23 protein-coding genes are annotated in these 25814 nt (G+C 57.9%); 9 read left to right on the top strand and 14 right to left on the bottom strand.

The annotated features are described in order from the left end of the window. Positions 1–23 precede the first annotated feature (23 nt). Genes ugpA through WKI41_RS02235 form a run of 3 tightly spaced genes read left to right on the top strand, consistent with a single transcriptional unit; the run spans position 24 to position 2812 of the window. Positions 24–905, top strand: coding sequence for a sn-glycerol-3-phosphate ABC transporter permease UgpA (gene ugpA, locus WKI41_RS02245; protein WP_340191898.1), 882 nt, complete (start codon positions 24–26; stop codon positions 903–905). A 9-nt stretch (positions 906–914) separates the two neighbouring features. After that, positions 915–1763 (top strand): sn-glycerol-3-phosphate ABC transporter permease UgpE, encoded by an 849-nt coding sequence (ugpE, locus tag WKI41_RS02240; RefSeq protein WP_306927732.1) that lies wholly within the window; start codon positions 915–917, stop codon positions 1761–1763. After that, positions 1763–2812, top strand: coding sequence for a sn-glycerol-3-phosphate ABC transporter ATP-binding protein UgpC (locus WKI41_RS02235; RefSeq protein WP_340191897.1), 1050 nt, complete (start codon positions 1763–1765; stop codon positions 2810–2812). Before ugpE ends, WKI41_RS02235 begins: the two co-directional genes overlap by 1 nt. Positions 2813–2876: 64 nt before the next feature. On the opposite strand, the gene WKI41_RS02230 is transcribed toward WKI41_RS02235, so the two are convergent. Continuing rightward, a complete protein-coding gene (locus WKI41_RS02230; protein ID WP_340191896.1) occupies positions 2877–3860 on the bottom strand; it encodes an asparaginase in 984 nt (327 codons plus the stop codon). Positions 3861–4036: 176 nt separating this feature from the next. On the opposite strand from WKI41_RS02230, the gene WKI41_RS02225 reads away from it, so the two are divergent. The 4 genes from WKI41_RS02225 to WKI41_RS02210 are packed head-to-tail and all read left to right on the top strand — an operon-like array spanning position 4037 to position 7061. Continuing rightward, positions 4037–4747 (top strand): FadR/GntR family transcriptional regulator, encoded by a 711-nt coding sequence (locus WKI41_RS02225; RefSeq protein WP_340191895.1) that lies wholly within the window; start codon positions 4037–4039, stop codon positions 4745–4747. Between the two features lie 41 nt (positions 4748–4788). Continuing rightward, positions 4789–5688, top strand: coding sequence for a polysaccharide deacetylase family protein (locus WKI41_RS02220; RefSeq protein WP_340191894.1), 900 nt, complete (start codon positions 4789–4791; stop codon positions 5686–5688). A gap of 12 nt (positions 5689–5700) precedes the next feature. Next, positions 5701–6000 carry a hypothetical protein gene (locus WKI41_RS02215; RefSeq protein ID WP_340191893.1) on the top strand — a complete coding sequence of 100 codons (300 nt, stop codon included), beginning with the start codon at positions 5701–5703 and terminating at the stop codon, positions 5998–6000. Next, on the top strand, positions 6000–7061 hold the full coding sequence (locus tag WKI41_RS02210; RefSeq protein ID WP_340191892.1) for a CobW family GTP-binding protein: 1062 nt from the start codon (positions 6000–6002) through the stop codon (positions 7059–7061). Before WKI41_RS02215 ends, WKI41_RS02210 begins: the two co-directional genes overlap by 1 nt. Before the next feature lie 65 nt (positions 7062–7126). Here WKI41_RS02210 and WKI41_RS02205 read toward each other — a convergent pair whose 3' ends face one another. The 7 genes from WKI41_RS02205 to WKI41_RS02175 all read right to left on the bottom strand — a co-directional run bounded on the left by WKI41_RS02205 (position 7127) and on the right by WKI41_RS02175 (position 14857). After that, complete coding sequence (locus WKI41_RS02205) at positions 7127–7852, bottom strand: SDR family oxidoreductase (RefSeq protein WP_340191891.1); 726 nt, start codon at positions 7850–7852, stop codon at positions 7127–7129. A 57-nt stretch (positions 7853–7909) separates the two neighbouring features. Continuing rightward, the gene (locus tag WKI41_RS02200; RefSeq protein WP_340191890.1) at positions 7910–9520 is read right to left on the bottom strand and encodes an FGGY family pentulose kinase; all 1611 of its coding nucleotides are present in this window, start codon (positions 9518–9520) and stop codon (positions 7910–7912) included. Positions 9521–9600: 80 nt separating this feature from the next. Continuing rightward, entirely contained in the window at positions 9601–10332 is a 732-nt protein-coding gene (locus WKI41_RS02195; RefSeq protein ID WP_340191889.1) for an SDR family oxidoreductase, read from the bottom strand. Between the two features lie 37 nt (positions 10333–10369). Beyond that, the gene (locus WKI41_RS02190; RefSeq protein ID WP_340191888.1) at positions 10370–11347 is read right to left on the bottom strand and encodes an ABC transporter permease; all 978 of its coding nucleotides are present in this window, start codon (positions 11345–11347) and stop codon (positions 10370–10372) included. Then, positions 11337–12839, bottom strand: a complete 1503-nt coding sequence (locus WKI41_RS02185; protein WP_340191887.1) for a sugar ABC transporter ATP-binding protein — start codon at positions 12837–12839, stop codon at positions 11337–11339. Before WKI41_RS02185 ends, WKI41_RS02190 begins: the two co-directional genes overlap by 11 nt. A 128-nt stretch (positions 12840–12967) precedes the next feature. After that, a complete protein-coding gene (locus WKI41_RS02180) occupies positions 12968–13879 on the bottom strand; it encodes an ABC transporter substrate-binding protein (protein ID WP_082479273.1) in 912 nt (303 codons plus the stop codon). Between the two features lie 93 nt (positions 13880–13972). After that, positions 13973–14857 carry an AraC family transcriptional regulator gene (locus tag WKI41_RS02175; protein WP_340192295.1) on the bottom strand — a complete coding sequence of 295 codons (885 nt, stop codon included), beginning with the start codon at positions 14855–14857 and terminating at the stop codon, positions 13973–13975. A 551-nt stretch (positions 14858–15408) separates the two neighbouring features. Here WKI41_RS02175 and ggt point away from each other — a divergent pair. Beyond that, on the top strand, positions 15409–17166 hold the full coding sequence (ggt, locus tag WKI41_RS02170; RefSeq protein WP_340191886.1) for a gamma-glutamyltransferase: 1758 nt from the start codon (positions 15409–15411) through the stop codon (positions 17164–17166). A gap of 139 nt (positions 17167–17305) precedes the next feature. Here the strand turns inward: ggt and WKI41_RS02165 are convergent, their stop codons facing one another. The 5 genes from WKI41_RS02165 to WKI41_RS02145 all read right to left on the bottom strand — a co-directional run bounded on the left by WKI41_RS02165 (position 17306) and on the right by WKI41_RS02145 (position 24338). After that, the gene (locus tag WKI41_RS02165; protein ID WP_340191885.1) at positions 17306–19309 is read right to left on the bottom strand and encodes a CocE/NonD family hydrolase; all 2004 of its coding nucleotides are present in this window, start codon (positions 19307–19309) and stop codon (positions 17306–17308) included. 88 nt (positions 19310–19397) lie between these two features. Then, on the bottom strand, positions 19398–21011 hold the full coding sequence (locus WKI41_RS02160) for a nickel ABC transporter ATP-binding protein NikE (protein ID WP_340191884.1): 1614 nt from the start codon (positions 21009–21011) through the stop codon (positions 19398–19400). Further along, a complete protein-coding gene (locus tag WKI41_RS02155; RefSeq protein WP_340191883.1) occupies positions 21008–21832 on the bottom strand; it encodes an ABC transporter permease in 825 nt (274 codons plus the stop codon). The genes WKI41_RS02160 and WKI41_RS02155 overlap by 4 nt, the downstream gene beginning before the upstream one ends. Then, positions 21829–22776 carry an ABC transporter permease gene (locus WKI41_RS02150; protein ID WP_340191882.1) on the bottom strand — a complete coding sequence of 316 codons (948 nt, stop codon included), beginning with the start codon at positions 22774–22776 and terminating at the stop codon, positions 21829–21831. Before WKI41_RS02150 ends, WKI41_RS02155 begins: the two co-directional genes overlap by 4 nt. Continuing rightward, positions 22776–24338: an ABC transporter substrate-binding protein gene (locus WKI41_RS02145; RefSeq protein WP_340191881.1), complete on the bottom strand. Its 1563-nt coding sequence runs from the start codon at positions 24336–24338 to the stop codon at positions 22776–22778. Before WKI41_RS02145 ends, WKI41_RS02150 begins: the two co-directional genes overlap by 1 nt. Positions 24339–24573: 235 nt before the next feature. Here WKI41_RS02145 and WKI41_RS02140 point away from each other — a divergent pair, with 235 nt between their 5' ends. Further along, positions 24574–24840 (top strand): CBU_0592 family membrane protein, encoded by a 267-nt coding sequence (locus WKI41_RS02140; protein ID WP_062424346.1) that lies wholly within the window; start codon positions 24574–24576, stop codon positions 24838–24840. Between the two features lie 6 nt (positions 24841–24846). Here WKI41_RS02140 and WKI41_RS02135 read toward each other — a convergent pair whose 3' ends face one another. Next, on the bottom strand, positions 24847–25737 hold the full coding sequence (locus WKI41_RS02135) for a LysR substrate-binding domain-containing protein (protein ID WP_340191880.1): 891 nt from the start codon (positions 25735–25737) through the stop codon (positions 24847–24849). Positions 25738–25814: the final 77 nt, after the last annotated feature.

The following is a 25814-nucleotide window of genomic DNA, read 5'->3' as shown; positions in this document are numbered from 1 at the left end:
CGGCCGGCTGAGGAGCATCACTCTTGCACACGGTTCACTTCCCGAACAAAATCCTGCCCTACCTCCTGTTGGCACCCCAGATTATTCTGACGGCTATTTTCTTCTTCTGGCCCGCGAGCCAGGCGATTTATCAGTCGGTGCTGCAAGAGGATGCTTTTGGCCTGAAGACGACGTTCGTCGGTCTTGCCAATTTCTCCGAGACACTGTCGGACCCCAATTATCTCCACGCGCTTCAGGTCACGATCGTCTTCAGCGCGTTGACAGCCTTAGTGTCGATGGCAGTGGCATTGCTTTTGGCAACGGCGGCCGACAAGGTCGTGCGTGGAAAGACCTTCTACCGCACCCTGCTCATCTGGCCTTATGCCGTGGCACCAGCGGTCGCAGGCATGCTGTGGCTCTTCATGTTCAACCCGGCGATGGGGACGCTCGCCTATCTGCTGCGCTCCACAGGCTTCCAGTGGGACCCGCTGCTGAAGGGCGATCAAGCCATGGCGCTGATCGTCTTCGCTGCTGCCTGGAAGCAGATCAGCTACAACTTCCTCTTTTTCGTGGCCGGTCTTCAGGCCATCCCGAAATCGCTCATTGAGGCCGCGTCTATTGATGGCGCTCGGGGGAGCCGGCGTTTCTGGACGATCATCTTCCCGCTTCTGGCGCCAACCACGTTCTTCCTGCTCGTGGTCAATACGGTCTACGCCTTCTTCGACACGTTCGGTATCATTCACGCCGTCACCGGCGGTGGACCTGCCAAGGCTACGGAAACGCTGGTCTACAAGGTCTACAATGATGGCTTCGTCAACCTGAACCTCGGCTCATCCGCGGCACAGTCCGTGATCCTGATGATCATCGTGATCGCCCTGACTGCATTCCAGTTCCGCTTCGTTGAGAAGCGGGTTCATTACGGGTGAGGACCAGACATGATTGAAAAACGCCCAATAGCGAATGGCATCGGCCATCTCATCCTCATCATCGGCATTATTATCGTCGCCTTCCCGATCTATTACACGTTCATCGCCTCCTCGATGACATCGCAAGACATCATCCGCCCGCCCATGTCGCTGCTTCCGGGCGGGCACTTAGTCGAAAATTACCGGGAAGCCTTGTCGGGCGGTGTTGAACGGGTCGTCGGTGTCAGTCTTGAGCGCTTGCTCTTCAACTCCTTCGTCGTGGCGATGGCGATTGCAGTCGGCAAGATCATCATCTCTTTCCTTTCCGCCTTTGCGATCGTCTTCTTTCGCTTCCGCTTTCGGATGTTTTTCTTCTGGATGATCTTCATCACCTTGATGCTGCCGGTCGAGGTACGCATCCTGCCAACTTACAAGGTGATCGTTGATCTCGGTTTGATCGACACATACGCGGGCTTGACGTTGCCGTTGATGGCGTCGGCTACGGCCACCTTCCTGTTTCGGCAGTTCTTCTTGACGATACCGGGAGAACTGGTCGAAGCGGCACGCATCGACAATGCCGGGCCGTTCCGCTTCATGAAAGATATCCTTCTGCCGCTGTCGAGCACCAATATCGCGGCTCTCTTCGTGATCCTGTTCATCTACGGTTGGACACAATATCTCTGGCCTCTCCTGGTCACGAACGACGCCAAGATGAACACGATCATCATTGGCCTGCGCCGCATGGTCGACTTCACTGACGCCTCCACCCCTTGGAACTACGTCATGGTCACAGCGATCCTCGCTATCATCCCACCCATCATCGTTGTCGTTGTGATGCAGCGGTGGTTCGTTAAAGGTCTTGTGGAGACAGAAAAGTAATGGCCCAGATTGTTTTGAACGATGTCCGCAAGATGTATGGCAATGTCGAAGCCATCAAAGGCGTGTCGCTGCAAATCGCCGATGGAGAACTGGTTGTCCTCGTCGGCCCATCCGGCTGCGGCAAATCTACCCTGCTGCGCATGATTGCTGGCCTCGAAAGTATTTCAGGCGGGGAAATTTCAATCGGCAACCGGGTCGTCAATGACTTGGAACCATCCGAGCGCGATATTGCCATGGTGTTCCAGAACTACGCGCTCTATCCGCACATGACGGTGCGACAGAACCTTGCTTACGGACTCAAAAACCGCAACACGCCGAAAGACGAGATTGATCGCCGTATCGAGCAGGCGGCAAAGGCGCTGGAAATCGAACAGTTCCTCGAGCGCAAACCGCGGCAGCTCTCCGGCGGCCAGCGTCAACGCGTTGCGATGGGCCGCGCGATCGTGCGCGAACCTGCCGCCTATCTTTTCGACGAACCTCTATCGAACCTTGATGCCAAGCTTCGCGTCCAGATGCGTGTCGAAATCAAGCGGCTCCAGCGTTCGCTCGCCACGACAAGCGTCTATGTCACGCATGATCAGATGGAAGCGATGACGCTGGCCGATAGGCTGGTGGTCCTGAATGCAGGACGTATCGAGCAGGTCGGCACGCCGATCGAACTCTATGAGCGTCCGGCGACGACCTTTGTCGCCACCTTTATCGGCTCTCCCTCGATGAACCTGCTGGCGATCCCGACGGCGTCCGGCAATTGGTCGATGGCGCAAACTGCAGCAACTCCTGCCGCGGCAGCGACTTTGGGTATTCGTCCCGAAGACCTTCATCTGACGAGCGACGGTTCCGAAAGTGAGGCTTTTAGCGCCTCCGTCAAGGTGGCTGCTGTGGAGCTTGTGGGCGCCGAAAGCTACGTCCACGGAATTCTGGCAGATGGAAGCGATATCGTGTTCCGCGTGGCGGGACGCTCGCGTATCGAGATGGATGACGTTGTTCAGATCGGCGCAAAGGCTGCGGACCTGCACTTCTTCAATGCCAGCGGCGCTCGTATCGACTGACTGCAAAAATGAAGCGGGACCTCCGAATGTCCCGCTTCACCTATTTGAAACGCCGAAACACCGCTTAAAGACCGAAGCGCTCAACCTCGCGGCGTATCTCTTCGATCCCCAAACCGAATCCGAGAAGCATCGCAAGAAGAACGCGCGCCTTCTGCGAACTGAGATCGCCTGCAAAGATAACGCCGCCTTCGGCAAGGGTCTTGCCGCCGCCATTTCCGTAGATCGGTTTGACGCGACCCCGTTGGCATCGGCTCGTCATGATGACGGGAACGCCACTCTTGACGAGATCGATAGCAGCAGCCGTCACGGCCGGCGTCGCATTGCCGCGACCAAAGCCCTCGATGACGACGCCCCGCATTCCCTCGGAAGCGGCGAAGCGGAGGAACCGATCGCTTGTGCCGATTCCGAGTTTGACGATCTCGATATCCGTCTCGACGCGCGCTGGGGAAATCTTGCCCGAGCTGATCGGACGCCTGTGCACGATGACCAAGTCGCCATCGACTTCGCCTAGTTTGCCATGTTCGCCGGAGATGAACGTATCGGTACGGGAGGTATGTGACTTCGTCACGTCGCGGGCCGCATGAAACTCCTGCTCGAAACAAAGCAGCACACCCAAGCCTCGGGCGGTCTCACATGCGGCGATACGAGCCGCGTCCGCAATGTTGCGGGGACCATCTCCATCCGGCTCATCGGCTGCGCGCTGCGCACCTGTAAAGACGACCGGTTTTTCGCAGTCTATGAGAAGATCGGCCATATAGGCGCTCTCCTCCATCGTGTCGGTTCCATGAGTTACAACCACGCCGTCGATCTTGGGGTCTGCAAGGCGGTCCCTTATCCTGCAAGCGAGATTGAAGGCGTCCTCGAGCGAGAGCGCGAAACTCCCGACAGTCATGAATTCATCGACCTCCAGCTCAACGCCGTTGAGACGGCTTCCCAACGATGCCCGAAGGTCGTTTCCACTGACCTTCGCCGTCACATGGCCTGTGCTCGCATTTTTCTGTGAGGCTATCGTTCCGCCCGTCGTGATGAGGCAAACGGTTTTCGTCATGGCTTTCCCTCGGGTCTTTGTGGCAGCTAACTTGGTCTGACCAAAAATGTCAAATGGCGAGAAATAGGGCAGATAGTGCCTATTCTTTGACGTTGACGGCCTGACCGAAATCCGTTCTTCTGGCTCAACGAAGCTCTTGGTCAGGCCAGGACGGAGTAACGAACTTGGTTGAAACGATGATCAAGAACACAGCCGACGTGAGGACTAGGGGTGGAGCTGTCGCGGCCACCGTCAAAACCTTGGCTTCGATGATTGCCGAGGGCCGGTGGCCGCAGGGTGCTGCGCTACCGCCGCAGCGCGAACTCGCAAGGCTGCTCGACATCAGCCGGGCGACGCTCCGCGAGGCCACCTCCGTTCTGTTGACCACCGGCAAAATCAAAGCTCAAGACAATGGTCGCGGCTTCGTTATCACCGATGGCAGCGATGAGAGAAACGGTGCCTGGCCGCAAGCCGCCCCCTACTCTCTCCGCGAGGTTTACCAGTTGCGGCATGTCGTCGAAAGCTACGCTGCGCAACTTGCTGCGATGTCGCGCACGGAGGACGATCTTGCCGGCCTGCGAAGCGCCATGGTCGCCTTCCGCCGCGCGGCACAGGAAGCAGATCTGGGCGGTTACGTGGAGGCAGATGCCGAGTTTCACCGCCAGATCCTGGCCATCTCCGGCAACCGCCTTCTCGTCGATATGCATCGAACATTCGCTGGCGTCATGCAGGAGAGCCAGCGCATGCCGGTCCTGTACCCTGGCGATCTCTGGCCTGCGGTCAAGGAGCATGAGTTGATCCTGGAGGCCATCGAACGCGGCGATCCGGATGGCGCCCACTATTACATGCGCAAACATATCAGCATGGGAGGCAGCCGCTCGGGCCTCTCCCCAACCGAACTGCCTTGAATTCAATCAGGCCTATCCGGCCATTACAGAAGGAAGCGATCATGGCGAAGGAAATATTGGTGTCCTATGGTATCGACGTCGATGCCGTCGCGGGCTGGCTTGGCTCTTACGGTGGTGAAGACAGCCCTTGCGATATTTCCCGTGGTGTCTTTGCAGGCAAGGTCGGTTCTGTCCGTCTGCTCCGTCTTTTCGAAAAGTGGGGCATCAAGACCACCTGGTTCATCCCCGGACATTCGATCGAGACATTCTGGGATGAGATGAAGCAGGTTGCCGACGCCGGTCACGAAATCGGCATGCATGGCTACAGCCATGAAAACCCGATTGCCATGACGCCCGAACAGGAAGAAGCGATCTTCGACAAATGCGTCGATCTCATCACCAAGCTTTCCGGCAAACCGCCGCGCGGTTATGTGGCCCCCTGGTGGGAATTTGGCTCCAAGACCAACGAGTTGCTGAAGCAAAAGGGTATTCTTTACGATCACTCCCTGATGCACAATGACCACCACCCATATTACGTCACCGTCGGTGACGAATGGACGAAGATCGATTATTCCAAGCATCCGTCGCATTGGATGAAACCCTTTATCCAAGGTCCCGAAACCGACCTGATCGAAATCCCTGCCTCCTGGAACCTCGACGACCTCCCGCCGATGATGTTCATCAAGGCCGCGCCGAATAGCCACGGCTTCGTCAACCCCCGCGACCTCGAGCAAATGTGGATCGACCAGTTCGAGTGGGTCTATGAAAATTATGATTATGCCGTCTTCCCGCTCACCATCCACCCGGATGTTTCCGGCAAACCCCACGTCCTCAAGATGCACGAGCGCATCTTCGACCACATCCGTCAGTTTGAGGGCGTGAAGTTCGTCACCATGGAAGAGATTGCCGCTGACTTTGCCAAGCGTTACCCGCGCAGCGGCACGGCGCGTCCACAGTCGTAAGGGAGAAGGCGGATGTGCGGCCTGTGCGGTGCGCTTGGCGCGGCAGATCATTGGAGCAGCGGCGGCAAAGGCGTTGCGTCGATGACGCCAGCCGCCGAGCGCTACCGCCAGGCCAGTGCCGTCAATGCTGTCCTCAGCCATTATGGCCTGCGGTTGAAGGTCTGGAATGATCGATATGTTCTCACCGGCCGCACGGGAAAGAGTGCGGTCGTAGACCATCTGGGCCAATTGTGGCCATTGGCAGAGGCTTTTGCCGGCGCGGCGATCGACCCTCTCGATCCAATGCTCCTGTCGAAGATGCGAGAGGCGTGATGGCATCGGGCGCTCAACCAGCCATCATCGTCAACGTCCTCACCGGCTTCCTGGGCTCAGGCAAGACGACCCTGCTTAATGCCTTGCTGTCGGGGCCTGATCTTTCCAATACCGCCGTGATCATCAACGAATTCGGCAGCATCGGTCTCGATCATCTGCTGGTTGAGACAATCGAAGAGGATACGGTCCTTCTGCAGAGTGGGTGCATCTGCTGCACCATCCGCGGCGATCTGAAGCAGGCGATCCTGTCGCTCTTCGAAAAGCGCAAGGCGGGTCGTATAGGGTCTTTCAACCGGCTCATCATCGAGACCACAGGACTTGCCGATCCAGCACCGATCGTCTCCACGCTGACGGCTGATCTGATGTTGAAATATCATTTTTCGATGGGCAACATCGTCACCGTTGTCGAGGTCCCCAATGGCCAACATAACATTGAAACTTACACCGAGAGCGCGCGGCAGGTCGCCGTCGCCGATCGCTTGATCATCACCAAAACGGACCTTGCAGAGCCCGGCTCGATAGCAGCGCTCATCGCCAAACTATCGACCATGAATCCGACAGCCAGCATCGAAGTATCTGGCCCTGCCAATCCTGCTGCCAGCCTGATCCTGACGGAGGATATCCACGACCTGTCCGCCCGACCGGCCGAGGCTCGGCGCTGGGTCGCAGCGGAACGTTACCATGATCACGCACATGCGCAGCTGCAAGACGTCAATGCGCATGGCGCGATCCGCGCCATATCCGTGACCACGTCCAACACGATCTCGTGGCCCAGGTTTTCCACCTGGCTCTCCCTACTGGTCAACAGGCATGGTGAAAAGCTCCTGCGCATAAAGGGCATCATCGGCGTGGACGGATATGATACGCCCGTTGTCATCCACGGCGTTCAACATCTAATCCATCAACCCGTGCACATGGCCGCCTGGCCCGCAGGCGACCGCACAAGCGTTCTCGTCTTTATTGTCGATGGCGACATCGGGGACATCGCTCAATCCTTCGCCACATTCGTCGAAGCCGAACCGCTAGCGATACCGGTCTCGCCGAAGCAGGCGGAGCGATAGCCACGCCTTATTCGCCAAGGGCCGAGCAGGGAGTTCCCCCTGGATCGGTGCCGCAGAACCGCTGGTCAAACAGCGAGGAAGCCGCCGTCGATCGGCAATATCGCTCCGGTAATCATCTTGCTGTCGTCAGACAAGAGCAGCGCGATGCTCTCCGCCACTTCCTCCGCTTCCGCGAAACGATTGAGCGGATGGCGAACCATCATCGGCTGACTTTTGACAGGGTCGTTCCAGGCTTCCGCAGCAAGTTCGGTCAGCGTGATGGTGGGTGCGACCGCATTGACGCGGATGCCATGAGGACCAAGCTCCTTGGCGAGCACCCGTGTCGCGCCCTCAAGCCCCGCCTTGGACGCGGCGTAACACAGATGATCCTGAAACCCCCGATGACCGGCAATCGACGTGATATTGACGATCGCGCCGCCTCCGCCGTTTGCCACACGTACCCGCGCAAACTCCTGGCAGGTAATGATGGCGGCGCGCAGATTGATGCCGAGCACGGCGTCATAGCCTGCATCGGTCATGTCCAACACGCTTTCCAGCACGTTTATCCCGGCACTATTGATCAGAAAATCGCAGGTGCCTGCCTGCGCCATCGCAGCCCGCGTAGCAGCGGCATCTGCAAGATCGGCGCGGATCGAGCGACCGCCGATTTCTTCTTTCAGGCTATCGAGATCGGACTGAGTACGGCTTATCGCCACGACTTCCGCGCCACGGGCTGCCATGAGGCGGGCGCAGGCGCGTCCAATTCCCTTGCCGGCGCCGGTGATGATGACGGACTTTCCAGAAAACTGCATCGTATCCTCGTAAAATGGCGGCCGCGCAGGCCTGGTAATCTTTGCGTCTAGCGGTGTTCAAGAACGGCTGTTGGACCGAATGGCGCGAGCTGCATTCTGCAGCGCCAGGAACGCCTCGTAGCGCGCATCATGCACCTTTTCAAAAGCAGGTTCGGGAGAGGCAAGGCTCGCTACCCTCGACATTGCCGGCATGGCGGACGACAGATCCGGGAACACCCCTGCGGCAACTGCGCCTAGCATGGCAGACCCAAGAAGAACGGGTTCTTCACATTCGGTCAACTCGACAGGCATGCCTGCGGCATCTGCCAGCAATTGCCGGGCAAGCGGATGGGCACCTGCCCCGCCGCTGACGCTGATGGTTTCTACCGGCGCACCGTGCTTGGCCTGTGTTTCGATGATCTGGCGAAGGCCGTAGCCAAGGCCAAGAAGCCCGGCAACATAGAGCGCGACGAGTGAATCGACGCCTATCTCCATGCCGTAACCGGCAATTACAGCGCGGGCATGCGGATCGGCAAATGGAGCGCGATTGCCGAGAAATTCCGGCACCACATGGAAATCCTTCGCGATATTCGCAGCAGCAGATGCCGACGCGGCGAGGCTCATAGCGCGATCGGCGAGCCAGACCGGCAAGCCCTTACCTTCCCTGTCGGCCATCGTCTTTGCCTCGGCAAACGCCGGGTGCAATTGCACGAGATAATCGATAGCGGCACCGGCAGCGGATTGACCACCCTCATTCAGCCAGGCCCCAGGAACCATGACGGAGTAGTATGGACCCCAAACACCCGGCACGAAGGCGGGCTCGGCAGTGGTGGTCATGGTGCAGGATGACGTGCCGAAAACGTAGCCGAGGCACCGGGAGGCGTCACCGCCTGCCGCTACCGTCCCCACGCCGCCTGCGTGCGCGTCGATCAGGCCGGCCGCAACCGCGGTGCCCGCACGCAATCCCATAGCTTCGGCCGCACCCTGAGTCAGGCCAGAGCCGAGCGCCGTTCCCGGATGAACGACGCTTTTGCCGATGCGGCGAAAGCCCTGCTCCGCCAGATCACCAAGGCCGATGGCATTGAAATACTGCGCGTCCCATCGGTCCTCATGAGCCAGATAGGTCCATTTGCACGTTACCGTGCAGGCGGAACGATCAAGCGCCCCTGAGGCCTTCCAAGTCAGAAAGTCCGTCAGATCGAAGAAATGGTCCGCCCGTGCGTAGACGTCCGGCCTGTTCTCCTTCAGCCATAGAAGCTTCGGTGTCTGCATCTCCGGCGAGATGCGCCCGCCGACATACTGCAAGACGGCGTGACCGCCAGCATTGATACGCTCAGCCTGCGAAACTGCCCGGTGATCCATCCAGACGATAATATCGCGCTCCGGATGATCGGAGGCACCAACTGGCAAAGTCTCATCGCCCGAGCCGCGCACGACGAGCGAACACGTGGCATCAAAACCGACGCCCATCACGTCGGCTGGAACGATGTCGGCGCTTGTGACGCTCTCTCGCACGCTCTCGCAGACCGCCTGCCAGACTTCAGCGCTCGACTGTTCCGCGATGCCACCGTCTTCCCGGTGCATCGTGATCGATCGCTTGGCCGTGGCAAGGAGTTTGCCCGCGACATCGAACACGCCAGCACGAGCAGATCCGGTGCCGACATCGACACCAATCAGGTAGGAAGCCATTCGCAATACTCCTCGAGCGCGTGAATCGATGCTTTAATAGGAGCGTCTGAAGTCCTTGATTTCAAACGCTCCTCGATGTCTTAGACGCGATCGAAGTTTGTCGGCAAAACCAGCATATCGCGGATGGTAACGGTGCGCTTGCGTGTCAGCATGTACACGATCGCATCGGCCACTTCGCTCGCGTCGATGAGGCTACCCGATTCTTTGGCCTTGCGGAGGTTTTCCTCCGGCCAGTCTGCCAGAAGCGCCGAAACTACGGGGCCTGGCGAGACCTGAGCAACACGCACGCCGTGTGGGATCATCTGGCGGCGCATCCCCTGTACGAAGCTGGTGATCGCCCACTTCGAGCCCGAATAGACAGGCTCCCAGTAGGTCGGGAAGTGGCCGGCAATCGAGCAGGTGACGATGATGTCGCCGGTCTTGCGCTCAGACATGTGCGGAACCACGGCGTGGACATTCTTCATGACGGCATTGACGTTGAGGTTCAACATCTTGTCGATGGCTTCAGGCGTCGTCTCCGTCAGATCGCCGCCGATATAGGTGCCGGCGTTGCAATAGAGAATGTCGATGTGATCGACCTTTTCCAGGATTTCGGGGATCATGGCGTTACAGCTGTCGGTATCCAGAAGGTTGGTGACCTGCGCAATGGCGCGGTCTCCAAGCTTTGCGACAAGCTCATTCAAGGCCTTCTCGTTCCAGTCAACCATGACCACGGTGGCGCCCTGCTCCAAGAGCGCCTCGGTGGTGGCAAGCCCGATACCGGAGGCGGCACCGGTGATGACCGCGATCTTGCCTTGCAGCGATTCAGACATTTAGTTCTCCTGCGTTATGGAAAAGTTGTCGGCTGACCTAGCGCCACTCGCGCCCGATATAGATGGCCAGCAGAATGATGAAGCCCTTGATGACGTCCTGCAGATAGGGGTTGATGCCCATCAGGTTGAGGCCGTTATTGAGAATGCCAAGCAGCACGGCGCCGATCAGAGTGCCGAGGATAAGTCCGCGGCCGCCGGCAATCGCCGTACCACCAAGCACCACCGCAGCGATCGCATCCAGCTCGAAGCCGACACCGGCATTGGGCTGACCGCTCATCAGGCGACCGGTCAAGATGAGCGCCGCAAGCGCCGCTGTAACCCCCGAGATGCCGTAGACGGCAAGCTTGACGCGCTGCGTCTTCACTCCCGAAAGCCGGGCTGCGAGTTCGTTGCCGCCAAGGGCATAGACGTGACGCCCGAAGGCGGTTCGTTGCAGAAGGACCCAGGCGATGGCGTAGATGACGACCATGATGACAACGGGGACTGGAACGACACCAATGCGGCCGACGCCAAACCAGGAAATCCAGCTTGGAATACCGCTTACCGGATAGCCACCTGAGTAGATAAGACCAAGACCGCGTGCCATTCCCATTGTCGCAAGTGTGACGATAATGGCTGGCATCTTTCCCCAGGCGACAAGCGCGCCATTGAAGATGCCGATACCAAGCCCGATGAAGAGTCCCGCGGGCAGTGCCACCGAAGCCGGCAACCCCGTATTGACCATCAATCCGGCCGACAGCGTTCCGACGAGCGCCATGACCGCGCCGACAGACAAGTCGATGCCACCCGTCAGGATTACGAATGTCATGCCGACCGCAAGAATACCAACGACCGATACCTGCCGAAGCACGTTCATGATGTTGTTGAGGCTGAAGAAGTTGTCGCTCGCAAGACCCATCAGGATCGAGACGACGATCAGACCTGCGAGCGGCAATGCCAGGGGTGAATGCAGCAGGCCGCTCAGTTTGAAGCCGCCCGTCTCCGCGGCAACGCCGGTGTTAGCATCAAGCGACATGTTCAACTCTCCCGGTGGTAGCGTTTGTCATTATTGTTTCGGAATTGATATATTCGCCCTCAAGCGTGGCGACGATGCCGCCGGAGCGGAAGACGCAGACCCTGTCGGACATGCCGATCACCTCAGGCAGTTCCGACGAGATCATGATGATCGAGTGGCCGCTTGCCGCGAACGCCCGCATCAGCGCGTAGATTTCCGCCTTAGCGCCGACGTCGATGCCGCGCGTTGGCTCATCGAAGATTAGCACCCGCATGTCATGGTTCAGCCAGCGGGCAATCACGATCTTCTGCTGGTTGCCACCGGATAGCGTGTCAACGCGGGCATAGGGTCCTTGCGCCTTGACCTGCACCTGCGCCATGGCCTTCGTCGTGTGCTCCAGTTCCTTCTTGAGGTCGAGGAACCAATGGGCCTTGCGGTATTTGCGGTAATTGTTCAGCGAAATGTTTTGCAGGATGGAGAAGCTGGTGATCAGCCCTTCTTCCTTCCGGCTTTCCGGTAGCAGGCCGATGCCGCGGATCAGCGCATCGTCAGGACCGGAGAACCGCGTCTCTGAGCCATCGAGCTTTATCTTGCGTCGGGAAGCAGAGTGCGCGCCAAGCATCGCAAGAACCGTTTCCGATCGGCCCGAGCCGACCAGTCCGGCGAAGCCGAGAATCTCGCCCTTGCGCAACGAAAAGCGAGAGACGGGCCCGCCCTTCTTCAGCTGAAGCTCTTCGACATCGATGACCACGTCTGCCGATGGATCAAGCTTCGGTTTCAGCGGGAAGCTCGCCTCTATGCGCCGGCCCACCATCATTTCTACCAACCGATCGTTATCCACCTCGGATGTCAGGCAAGAGCCGATGAGCTCGCCGTCACGAAGAACGGTGATGCGGTCACAGATTTCGAAAATTTCCTCGAGATGATGCGAAATGAAGATAATCGCCACACCCTGACGACGCAGTTCCCGCATGACGTTGAACAGGTGTTCGGTCTCGGACGGTGTCAGGGTCGCCGTTGGCTCGTCGAGCACAAGAATACGCGCATCCAGCGATAGCGCCTTGGCGATTTCGACGAACTGTTGTTGCGCAACCGAAAGCCGTTTGATCGGCACGTCGAGCGGAACATCCACCGCCAGACGGCTCATGATCTCGGCTGCCCGCTTGCGCATGGCGCTCTTATTCAACAGGCGAAACGGCCCGCGGATCTCGCGGGCGAGGAACATGTTCTCGACAGCGTTGAGATAGGGGATCAGGCTGAATTCCTGAAAGACGATGCCAATCCCGGCGGCAATCGCCTCATCGTAATTGGCGAATTGCCGCTCCGTTCCATGGATGCGGATCGTCCCTTCGGAGGGCTGCAAAATGCCGCAAAGAATTTTCATCAAGGTCGACTTGCCGGCGCCGTTTTCGCCGAGAAGCGCGTGCACCTCACCGGGGCGTGCCTGAAGGTCGACGCCGCGCAGGACCTCGATCTTGCCGAAGCTTTTTCTTATTCCGTTCAGTTCCAGCATCTTAACCCTCCTCAATGGTCGGGATTTGGAGCGCCGTGCGGTCGCTTCGGACGCGCGAAGGACGCTCCAATTTCTTTCAATCCAGGTCCCGCCCCCGCCTAAGCGGGGACGCGGCCTGGGAGGAGTTATTACCAGCTGAATTCGCCAGCGTTCTTGCTGTCCACGACCATGACGTCGATCGGGACTTCCTTCGGCACAACGCGAGCGCCCCACTTCTGGGCAAGAGCCATGGCAAGTCCGACACGGACCTGGTCACGCGGGAACTGCGCCGTGGTCTCGATGAACGGTGTGCCGTCGGCGATGGCCTTCACCGCTTCTGGAGCGCCGTCTACGGAAGTCAGCTTGATGTCCTTGCCGGAACCTTGGATTGCCGAAAGCGCACCCATCGCACCGCCGTCATTCACGGAGAAGATACCCACGAGGTTCGGGTGCGACTGGATCATGTTCTCGACGACGCCAAGAGCCACGGAGCGATCCTGACGACCGTTCTGCGTGTCGACGAGCTTGATGTCCTTGAATTCCGCCAGTGCGGCCTTGCAGCCTTCGACGCGTTGCAGGATCGGCACAACCGGAATACCGTCGAGGATCGCGACCTCGCCCTTGCCGCCAACGGCTTCACCGAGATGCTTGCAAGACATGTAGCCCGCATCGCGGTTCTTCGAACCCACGAAGGTGTCAACCGGGCCATTCGCATTGGCATCCACGGCGACAACGATAACGCCTGCGGCCTTGGCCGCATGAACGGCGGCTTCGATGCCCGCGCTGTCGGTCGGGTTCAAAAGCAGGATGTCGATCTTCTGCTGGAGCATATCTTCCACGTCGGAGATTTGCTTTGCAACATCATGGCCGGCATCGGTCACGACGACATCTGCACCAATGCTCGCTGCGGCTTCCTTCAGCGCTTCCTGCATGGACACGAAGTAAGGGTTGTTCAACTCCTGAAACGTCATGCCGATCTTCAGCTTTTCCTGTGCCAGAGCCGGAGCGGCCATGAGTGCAAGCGCGGCTGTCGCCATCAGAAACTTTGACTTCATTTTCATATTACTCTTCCTCCCGTTGGAATTTGGGCAGCAACTACCCGTTTCCGGACAGTCGTCTGTCCGAATTCATGAAATCTGTGATGTGTCGGTGGCTTAATCCGCCATGACCGCTGCCTTCTGGGCTGCAAATATGGTTCGGAACCTCGAGGGCGACATTCCCTTCAGTTTCAGAAAATGCCGGTTGAAATTCGACAGGTTGGAGAAGCCGACGTCGTAGCAGACTTCGGCGACCTTAACGTCCTGATCCGCCAGCAGCATCTGGCAGGCGAGATCGATCTTTAACTGATTGCGATAACGGACAAGCGTCGTTCCTGTATGGCGCTTGAAAGCTCGTGAAAATGTGCTCGGGCTCTGACCTACGATCTCGGCCAGATCGATTTCATCCACCTGCGCCGTAAGGTGCTGGCGCAGATGCGACAGCGCGCGATTAATGCCACTCTCTCCAGTTCCTGCCAAATCCAACTCATAGCTCAGGCTGGCCAGAACCTCCGGCGATGGCGCCTTGACCAGAAGGTCGAGAATTTCCCAGAAGAGCGCGAGGCGCGTAAGTCCCTGTGCTTCTATCAACCTTTCAATCAGAGGCTGGACGCTGTTGCTCGTTTCATCGTCGAACAGAATACCGCGACGGCTGCGTTCCAAGAGGCTGCGAACCGGCGCCATCTCCGACATGCAGGTGCTAGCTTCTTCTATGAACGCTTCCGGAAACTGGATCACGAGAGAGCGCGTCGGAACGATTTCCTCGGGCTCTATCTCGCTGATCCAGTTCTGGGGGAGGTTAGGTCCGGTCATGATCAGCTGACCGGGGTCGAAGCGTCCAACGAAGTCGCCGATATAGAAAGTGCCAGAGGTGGCTACGACCAGATGAATCTCATATTCAGGGTGGTAGTGCCAGCGGACCGTGCGGAACGGGTAACCATGCCGCCAAGCGGCGAAGGACTCGCCCTTGCGAATATGCACCAGTTCCAGATCGGGCTGCATCATGGTTCCTCCCTCACGCACGTCCGCCTCAAGTCGGAGCGAGACCATTCCTCGTATGGCTCGTCCCAGGCGTTGATGTGGAGCATAGGCGCGACATACGTGCTTGCTCCACATCACGCCGTCGAAATTGCTGATACTTTTTTGACGTGTGTATGCGGAAATCGTAATAGAAGCACATTGGGTTTGACGATCAACATCGATCACCTACTGATTTTGATCAACAACTTTGCGTGATATGCTGGAAATCAGGGCGGCAGCATGCCTTACGCCGAGAAGTCTTGAGCTTCATGAGGCAACCGCAATGGTCTCTGGCTTATACTTTTTCACACATCCGGTGGTGGTTATTCATCGGAAAATCATCAGCTGCTAAATGGTGAACTATCATCGCAAGCTCCTGTCTGAATGTCGCGCATCTGTCATCAGTCGTAGTGGACAGGCTGTGAGGCAGCCCTCATAGTGCCACCAAACCGCTTCGCGCTGCACCCGCTTGAGGCCTGCGGATAAGCGCCCCGCTGCCGTTGGTCGTTATGCCACCTGAAAGGATTGGACGAATGCGATTGAAACTTCTTAGCCGCACTTTTCTCGCCCTGACGCTCTCCGCGTCCGTGACTTCGGCACAGCAGGCGTCCGACACCGTCGCCCCGGAAAAAGCAACTGCGGTTGCGACAGCTCAACGCGTGGAAGCCAAAAACTTCATGGTGGCGGCGGCCAATCCGCTCGCGGCTGAGGCGGGGCGTGATGTGATTGCCAATGGCGGGAACGCGATTGATGCGATGGTTACGGTGCAGACCGTACTTGGTCTCGTCGAACCGCAAAGTTCCGGTCTCGGTGGTGGATCGTTTCTCGTCTATTACGATGGAAAGAGCGGAAAGCTGACCACCTTCGATGGCCGGGAGACGGCGCCCATGGAGGCCATCCCGACACTCTTTCTCGACGCCAAAGGTCAACCGTTGAAGTTTATGGACGCTGTGGTTGGCGGTCGCTCCGTTGGAACGCCGGGAACGGTCCGCCTGCTTGAGGACGTCCACAAACGCTTCGGCAAAGCCGAATGGGCAAGTCTGCTGAAGCCGGCTCAGACTTTGGCAACGCAAGGATTTCAGGTTTCGCCGCGCCTCGCCTCCCTCGTTGCTTCCGAGGGTGACCGGTTGAAGACGTACAAGGAAACCACGTCCTATTTCTTCGCTAGCGCAGGCGCGGCCTTGAAAGCAGGCACCCTCTTAAAAAACCAGCCTTATGCAGACACGCTTGCGGTGCTTGCGAAAGATGGTGCAGATGCGTTCTACAAAGGAAAAATAGCTGAGGACATCGTCAAGACCGTGCGGGAAGCCGCCGGCAATCCTGGCGTTCTTTCGCTCGCCGATCTTTCCAGTTATCGGATCATCGAGCGAGCGCCGGTCTGTTTCACCTACCGCGCTCTCGATGTGTGCGGTATGGGGCCACCATCGTCAGGGGCCGTTGCCGTCGGCCAAATCCTTGGCCTCTCGGAACACTTCGATTTGAAGGCTTTGGGACCAAAGAATGTGGAAAGCTGGCGCATCATCGGCGATGCCCAACGTCTTGCCTTCGCCGACCGTGAACGCTACGTGGCCGATCCGAACTTCGTGCCATTGCCGATCAAGGGATTGCTTGACAAGTCCTACCTGAGTGATCGGTCGAGGCTGCTGGATGGCGATAAGGCGTTGACCAAAGATGCGGTCCAAGCTGGTGAACCGGGTTGGGATCACGCGCTCCTCTTCGGCCGGGATGCGGCACTGGAGTTGCCCTCCACCAGCCACTTCGTCATCGTCGACAAGGAAGGCAACGTCGTTTCAATGACGACAACGATCGAAAATGGCTTTGGCTCACGTCTGATGACAAACGGCTTTCTCCTCAACAACGAGTTGACGGACTTTTCCTTCAAGACTCATGACGGCGGCCTGCCGATTGCCAATCGGGTCGAGCCTGGAAAGCGGCCTCGCTCCTCGATGGCGCCGACCATCGTGATGAAGGACGGCAAACCACTGCTCGCCATCGGCTCGCCAGGTGGCAGCCAGATCATCGGGTATGTGGCGCAGGCGCTGATCGCCTATATCGACTGGGGCATGCCCGTGGAGCAGATCGTGGCCCAGCCGCATCTCATCAATCGCTTCGGGACCTACGATATCGAGGCAGGCACCAAGGCGGAAGAGATGGCAGAACCTCTTAAATCACTCGGGTACGACGTCAAGTCGGGCGAGATGAATTCCGGCCTGCACGCCATCGAGATCACCGACAAGGGCTTGGCCGGGAGCGCCGATCCGCGTCGCGAAGGCATTGCCGTAGGAGAATAGGAGCGACCTCGAAGGCTCATTTCGCTTGGCCAAAAGCACCAATGGGAAACTGAGACGCACTTTTTCTGCCATGCCTCAAGCGATTGAGCGAAGGGTGCACTCAGCACCATTCGCTCTTGCTGGTCATCCGATATGGGGCTCAGATCAGATCGCGCTCAAAGCGCTCGTCCCATTGGCGCGTCTTGACCAGCGTTCCATTCTCGAATGCTGACAACGCTCCGGCCAGGTAGAATTTGTTCTCGTCCGAGCGCATTTCTGTTCGGCTTTCGATTTTTATCCGCCAGCCGTCACGCCCCATTTCATAGCTCTGGGTCAGCACGTATTTCGCCGAGAGCGGGTCGTCGTCCTTGATGGTCAACTCACGGCGAAGACTGTGACTAAGTTGAGTATCGATCTCGTCGAAGCGGATGACGCCCTCTCCGAACAAGCCGCCCACGCCTTCCGTGATGTAGGTATTGATTCCCGTCTCATGGTCCTGTTCGGTCCAGCGCCTGACCGTGCCAGCATCGACCTGCGTCATCGGAGTCGACGGCCCGTGAGCGGGTGCATCGAAACGCACTTTCGTCTCCTGTGATGGCGCACGAACAGGGAGCTCAAGTCTGCTCTCCGCTACGGAGATGCTGAGCGTCGCATTGTATGGAGACGTCCAAACCATTGGCCAATAGGCAGTAGCTATGGCGATTTGAACGCGATGACCTCTGGCAAAGCGATAGCCGCAATCGTTGAGCTTGATCGCTACATCGTAGAATTTGCCCTCCTCCAGTGCTTCCGGCTCTTCATGGCTATCACGATGGGTCAGGTTGAAGACCTGATAGCTCACCCGCGTCACGCGGCCATCCGGCAGAACATCGTTCAACCGCAGCGAGATTTGCGCTACCGGGCAATCTGCAGCGACGCGAAGGCGAACCGAAGGTGCACCCAACACATCGAGATCCTGTTCCAGTATCTCCGTTTCGAAAACGAGCGCGCCCCCATTATCAAGCCGCTGGTCTGTCGGGTGTTCGCCTGGGCAACCCGTTGCCATCCATTCGCCACCTGCTTTTCCGTGGCTTTGCGGAGAACGGATTTGCAGGATTGCTGCCTGCGATGCGATTCCGCCAAGGCGACGATCAGCGCCAAGATCGAACTGCTTTACAGTTATCTCAGGCGATGGCCACTTTGCTTCACCAACCCACCGGCCTTGAGTTGCCGTGCGCGTGCCCGTGGGTTCGATCGTGTCACAGACAAAGGCACGCAGCATGGGCTCGTCCATGACGCCTGTCTCTTCACCTTTCAGCCACTGATCCCACCAGCGGGTTGCCTCCTGAAGGAAGCCGATGGCAGGACCTGGAACACCATCCTGAGGGTAAATGTGCCCCCAGGGGCCTATGATCCCGCGACGTGGAACTTGAAGGTTTTCCAGTAGTCGGGACACCGGATTGGTATAGCTGTCGGCCCATGCCCCGATTGCCAGCACCGGGCACTCAATGGCGCTCCAGTCTTCACAAACGGATCCGTGTTTCCAATAGTCGTCATAACGCTGATGTTCGAGCCAAAGAGCGGGGAAGAAAGGGATCTTGTCGAGCCGTTCCAGCCACTGCTCTCTCCACACGTCGCCGACGATCTTTGGATCAAGAGGCCGGCTCTGGTAAGCCAGCATGATTGTGCCCCACCACAAATTATCATTGAGCAGCAAACCGCCCATGTAATGGATGTCGTCCGTATAACGATTATCTGTCGAGTAGGCGGTGATGATCGCCTTCAGCGCGGGAGGTCTGCGCGCCGCCACCTGCAAACTGTTGAAGCCGCCCCAGCTTTTTCCCATCATCCCAACATTGCCGCTGCACCAGGCTTGGCGGGAAATCCAGTCAATCACTTCAAGCGCGTCATCCTGCTCCTGCTTCAGATATTCATCCGCCATATGTCCATCGGACTCGCCCGTCCCACGCATATCGACGCGAATGGCCGCGTAGCCCTGGCTTGCGAAATAGCCGTGCATCGGCTCGTCGCGCCCACGCGTACCGTCGCGCTTGCGGTAGGGGATATATTCAAGGATTGCCGGGACCGGCGATTGTTCTGCGTCTTCCGGCAACCAGAGACGCGCCCCAAGGCGCGTACCATCGCTCAACGGTATCCAGATGTGTTCTTGGACATGCACTGTCATTTCAACTATTCCAGTCAGATCATGCGCCCTGCAGGTCTCAGCGGCGACAATAAAATTTTTAAACGGCGATCCGAGATCGCCATTGTTCTCACGCAGCGGGAATTCTGCGTTTTGCCAGCACCCCATCGAGCCAGTCTCGTCGCAGTTCCGGCACTGAAGTGATGAGCTGCTCGGTGTAGGGCTTGTAAGGCGGGGCAAAAACATCTGCGGTTATGCCCGTTTCAACGATCACGCCATGCTGCATCACCATCGTCCGGTCCGCCAGTCGGCGAACGACACCCAGATCATGGGTTATGAACAGATAGGAGACAGACAATTCATCCTGCAACGAGCGCAGCAATCGCAAGATTTCTTCCGCCACGAGGGGGTCGAGCGCAGACGTGACTTCATCACAGATGATGAGATCGGGACGCGCTGCAAGAGCGCGGGCAATACAGACGCGCTGCTTCTGACCGCCCGAAAGCGCTTTTGGAAGTCGCTCGGCGAAGTCTCGCGGTAGTCCGACAAGATCGAGCAACCGTCCAACCTCGGAAACGCGCTGATCCTCTTTCATATTGAAATAAAACGACATAGGACGACCGATGATGTCGCCTATTGTCTGTCGCGGATTGAGGGCCACATCTGGTAGCTGATAGACGAGTTGGATACGGCGCAACTCTTCCCTGCTGCGGTTCTTGTAGCTATCTGCCAGCCTGTGTCCGGCAAGTGAGATCACTCCCGAAGAATGAGGCGGCAGACCCGCGATAACGCGTGCGAGCGTGGACTTGCCCGACCCGGATTCCCCGACGATGGCCAGCGTTTCACCGCGGCGCAGCGTTAGATGGACATTGTCCAATACGTTTTTGCGCCCGTAATGAGCCGTCACGTCACGCACATCCAGCAAGACCTCGCCACTCTCGTGGTGAACGCCTTGCCCCGCCATGCTCGTTTCGCGTTCCGAGACAAGACGCTTAGTGTACTCTTCTTGAGGATGCTCGAGGATCTGCTCGGCGCTCCCCTCCTCTACCCGCTTTCCATGACGCAAGACCGTGATGCTATCGGCCACCTGCGCCACCACCGCCAGGTCGTGCGTGATATAGAGTGCTGCAGTCTTGTACCGCTGGATAAGATCGCGCAACAGCGCGAGAACTTCGATCTGCGTCGTGACGTCCAGAGCCGTGGTCGGCTCATCCAGCACGAGGATGTCTGGGCGGCATGACATCGCCATGGCAACCATGGCGCGCTGCAACTGACCACCGGAAACCTGATGCGGGTAGCGATTGCCGAAATTGCAAAAATCCGGCAGTTGCAGCGCCTCAAGCAGCTCCAGCATCCAGGCTTGCGCCTCTTGCCGGTTCATGATGCCGTGATAGAGAGGCCCCTCGATGATCTGATGGCCTATTTTCATCGCGGGATTAAAGGCCGCAGCAGCACTCTGTGCGACATAGGCGATACGCGCGCCACGCACCGCCTCGCGTCCCGTACGGCCGATCTTCATCAAAGAGATTCCATCAACGACGATCTCGCCGTCAACGATGCGGCAGCCATTTCGACCGTAGCCCATGGCGGCGAGGCCTATCGTGGATTTCCCCGCCCCCGATTCACCAATAAGGCCTTTGACCTCACCGCGTGCCAGGTCGAGATCGATGCCATCGACCAGAATGGTGCCGTTGGGGGCTGCAACCTTCAGGCCACGGATTTGAAGGACCTTGTCTTCGCTCATCGATCCGCTCCTTGAATAGCACTACGTCCCGCCAGCAACCAGTCGACCACAAGATTGATGCCGATGGTCAGGATGGCGATTGCGGCAGCGGGATAAAGCGGCGCATAAAGGCCGTAGAGAATAGCCTGCTGATTATCTTTCACCATACCGCCCCAGTCTGCGAAAGGCGGCTGAATACCGAGGCCAAGAAACGACAGGCCGGCAACGAAGAGAAAGGTGAAGCAGAAACGCAGACCGAATTCCGCAATCAGCGGCGGCAGCGCATTCGGCAGGATTTCCCTGAAAACCAGCCACAACAGACCTTCTCCCCGCAGACGCGCCGTTTCGGCATATTCGAGAACATTGATCCCTTGCGCAATGATACGTGCCAGACGAAACACGCGGGTCGAGTCCAGCAGCGCAATGGTGACGATGAGAACTGGGATTGACGATCCCAACGCTTGCAAGACGACCAAGGCCGAGATCAACACCGGAATGCACATGACGGTATCGACGATGCGCGAGAGGATGGTGTCGAGCCAGCCGCCGAAAATAGCGGCGATGAAACCAAGCGTGATGCCGATTGTAAAAGACAACAAAGATGCGGCGAGCGAAACGCCAATGGACATCTGCGCGCCAGCGAGAATGCGCGACAGCATGTCCCGACCATTCTGATCGAGACCGAACCAGTGGGCAGCCGAAGGCGGATCGAATGGCGATCCAACGATCTCCTCCTGCCCGAAAGGCGCGATATGGGGGCCGGCCAAGAACAGGATAATGTTGAGTGAAATGATGAACAGACCGATCCATGCCGTCGGTGAAATAGTACGCAGGAATTTCATCGGGCGTGCCTCAGGCGCGGATTGAGCGCGATGGCCGTAACGTCGGCAATAATGTTCAAGATGACGTAGGCGGTGCCAAACACGAGCGCCGCCGCTTGCACCAGCGGTAGATCGCGTTTCGAAACAGCATCGACCATGAAGCGACCAAGCCCGTTGTAATTAAACACAGCCTCGACCAGAACGACGCCGGTGATGAGATAGGCGATATTGAAGGATACGACATTGACGATCGGGGCCGCGGCATTGGGAAGCGCGTGGCGGAGAACCGCACGCTTCGTGCGTAGACCCTTCAGATAAGCGGTCTCCACATAGGCCTGATCCATGACGGCCAAGACCGCCGTCCGGGTCATTCGCAGCATTTGGGCAACCGTTACCAGAACAAGGGTCAGAGCGGGAAGCGTCGTCGCCTTCAGCCAGTCTCCCATGCTCATTCCCGGATAGGTATCCGCAAGGCTCGGCAGGAGATTATATTGCACGGAAACGAACAGGATCAGTAGCAGGCCGAGGAAGTACTCGGGAAGCGACACAAAGGCGAGGGCAACGATATTGACGGCGCGGTCAAAGAGAGTGCCTCTCCAGATCGCGCTCAGCAGCCCCAGAAGAACGGCGACCGGCACGGAGATCACGGCAGCGTAGAACGCAAGTGCCATGGTGTTCCAGAACCGTGGCCACAAAAGATCCGCGACGGGCTGCCGGTTGGCGAGAGAATTGCCCAGGTCACCGGTTACAAACCCGCCGAGCCAGGCAAAATATCTATGCAGCAGCGGTTGGTCGAGACCGAGGTCCGTACGCAGCACAGCGAGAGACTCGGGCGTTGCATTCTGTCCGAGTATTGCCGACGCCACGTCACCAGGAAGAAGCTGCGTGCCGGCGAAAATAAGCGCCGACACGAGCAGTAGCGTCAGAATACCCAAAGCGATGCGCTTTAGGATAAGAATAGTCATTACGCGTCCAACCATACCTTTTCAGCAAGACGAGCACCCATGAAGTTGAACATCGGGTGCGTGGTGACGCCCTTGAGCTTCTTGGACGTAGCGTCGAGATAATCGCCGAACATCGGGATCATCGCGCCGCCCTCGTTCGAGATCAGCGCCTGAAGCTCGACATAGATTTCCTTGCGCTTGGCATCGTCCAGAAGTGCGCGGGCTTCAATCAGCTTCTTGTCGAAGGTCTCGTTTTTCCAGTGCGTATCGTTTTGTGCCGAGGTGGACTGGTATGCAATGGTAAGCATCTGGTCGGCAGTCGGACGTCCGCCCCAATAGGACACGCAGAACGGCGCCTTCATCCAGACGTTGTCCCAGTAGCCATCCGCAGGCTCACGCTTGATCGAAACGTCGATTCCGCTCTTGGCAGCGCTGGTGCGGAAAATCGCTGCTGCATCGACCGCGCCGGAGAAAGCCGCGTCCGAGGCCGATATCTCGACCTTCAACGTATTGAGCCCAGCCTGCTTCAAATAGAACTTGGACTTCTCGGGGTCGTAAGGGCGCTGCGGCAGATCGGCTGCATAAAAGCGATCGGAACTCGGGATCGGATGATCGTTGCCGAGGCGGCCATAGCCACGCAGGGCGGTCTTCAAAAGCTGCTCGCGATCGATTGCGTGCTTGATGGCGAGGCGGACATTGTTGTCCTTATAAGGAGCCTGCGTGCAATCCATCAGGAATGTGAAATGCTGGCCACCCGCCGACTGGACGATGTTGAGGTTAGGGTTGCGACGCAGGAGATCGACCGTCTTGAAGTCGAGCTGGTTGATCGCATGAACCTGGCCGGACATCATGGCGTTGGTGCGCGCAGCGATATCATTGATGACGATCACTTCTACGGCGTCGACATGCGCGGCGTTCGGCTTCCAATAGTTGGGGTTACGCGTGAAACGCGACCGGACGCCGGGGTCGTAGCTTTCGAACACGAACGGCCCGGTCCCGACGGGTTTGTTGAAATCCGTCCATCCTTCGGGAACGACAAGGAAGTGGTAGTCGGAGAGAATGTAAGGAAGGTCGGCGTTGCCGCTTTCAAGGACGATCTTGATTTCGCTGTCTGAGACTTTCTCGACGCTTTTCAGCGCAGACGCGATCGAACGGGCTGCAGAGGTGGTCTCGCCGCGGTGGAGATTGATCGAGTAAATCACATCTTCGACCGTCAGCGCCTTGCCGTTATGGAAGGTCACCCCTTGGCGCAGCTTGAACACCCACTCCTTGGCACCCGGCTGCGCTTCCCAGCTTTCGAGCAATTCTGGAACCGCGTGATTGTTGGCGTCAATCTCGACAAGACCATTCATGATCATGAAGGCCTGATTGACGGGAACCCAGTCCTTCAAGATGCGGGGATCGAGATTGTCTGTCGTGCTACCGCCGCCGATACCAAGTTTCAGCACGCCCCCTTTTTTCGGAGTTTGAGCGTCTTGCGCGCTGGCATGCGTGATGAAGCCAGCAGAAAGCGCCGTCAGACCGGCAGCGCCGATGAGGAAGCTACGTCGGTCGAGCGAAAAGGAAGATGGGGAGTGTGTCATTGTGCAGTTCCCTGTTTTTATCATCGCCGTTCATGGGACGGCTCTCGGGGGCTTGGCCTATCGTACTCAGCGGTTCGGCACTAGAGACGGAGCCATAAGCTGGGGTATGATTTTTGCGCATGGGGTCATGAAATCAAAGCGTATCCGCTTGTTTGCGAAGCGGAGTACACGAGCGTCGCCGGAATGAGCCGGCGTGGCCAGGCGTCTATACTAGGCGGTTACGGAGTGCGTATAAATGGGGCTTGCGGACATTGTTGGCCTTGCAGGAGCAATTTTCTATCTCATTGCATATGCCCTGCTGCAATTGCGCATTCTGAGCGTTGAAGACGGTCGCTACACCATTCTCAACATCCTAGGCGGAGTTCTCCTGATCTATTCGCTGATATGGAATTTCAATCTTGGCTCCCTGATTTCGCAGGTGGCTTGGCTGATATTCACTTTGATCGGTTACGCACGTTTCATGCTGGATCGTCGGCGCAGAGCGCGTCTGGTGCAAGCGTAACGATGATCAGCGCGCGGTTTGCTTGTTGTTTGCAATCAGCCAGTCCGCCACTTCGCGCACGATCTTTCGCTGATGTCGGTCAGCAGGCCGCATGAGATAAAATCGTCCTTCGGATCGCATCGTGTGGCTATGCACCGGAACGAGGACACCGCTGTCCAGTTGATCGCGTATGAGCCATGTCCAGCCCAGCGTCGTGCCGAGACTCTGGGAGGCAGCCGCGACGCACAGACCGTAATCTCCGAGTTTCCAGTGCACTGCATCCTGCGGCGGGGACATCTTTGATGATCGCAACCAATCTCCCCAATCCTGCCACTCGCGCATGGAGTCTTCAATGGAAATGAGGACCGGCGCCTTCTGCTCTTCCAGCAACAATGCGCCAGCGCCAGAGACCGGGACCACCTCTTCCTGGCCAAGCTCAGAGAGCCAAACCCCGATCGGTCTTTCCTTGCGGTAGAAGATTGCAAGATCGAATTCGTCGAGCCGCAAATGTGCAACATCGTCGGTAACGCGCAGCCTGAGTTCAAGCCCTGCAATATCGTTCTTCAGTTTCTTGAGGCGAGGCATAAACCACTGATCGGCGATGCCTCTGGAACAGGCAATCGTGATCTGGCTGGCACCCGTCCACGAGCGAACACCATCCGTAACACTCGCGATATCGAGGATCAGGCGGGAAACATCGATCGAATAATTCTCGCCCACCGTCGTCAACCGCACGCCTGTCGGGACACGTTCAAACAGTTTAGAGCCGATGAATGCTTCCAGCTTGCCGATCTGGCGGCTGACCGCGCTTTGGGTCAGGCCGAGTTCGACGCCTGCACGGGAAAAGCTACCGAGACGCGATGCCGCTTCGAAAACAACGAGCGCTTCAAGCGGCGGCAATCTAGAAAAGGTCTGCATTTTGATCCTGACGTTGCCGGATCAAATACATCCACAACGCAGGATCATCAACGTCGTTATTGACTTAGGCGGCAAGC

The sequence above is a fragment of the Agrobacterium larrymoorei genome (assembly GCF_037722385.1).
GTDB classification, from domain to species: domain Bacteria; phylum Pseudomonadota; class Alphaproteobacteria; order Rhizobiales; family Rhizobiaceae; genus Agrobacterium; species Agrobacterium larrymoorei_C.
This window is presented reverse-complemented; position numbering and strand designations above follow the sequence as displayed.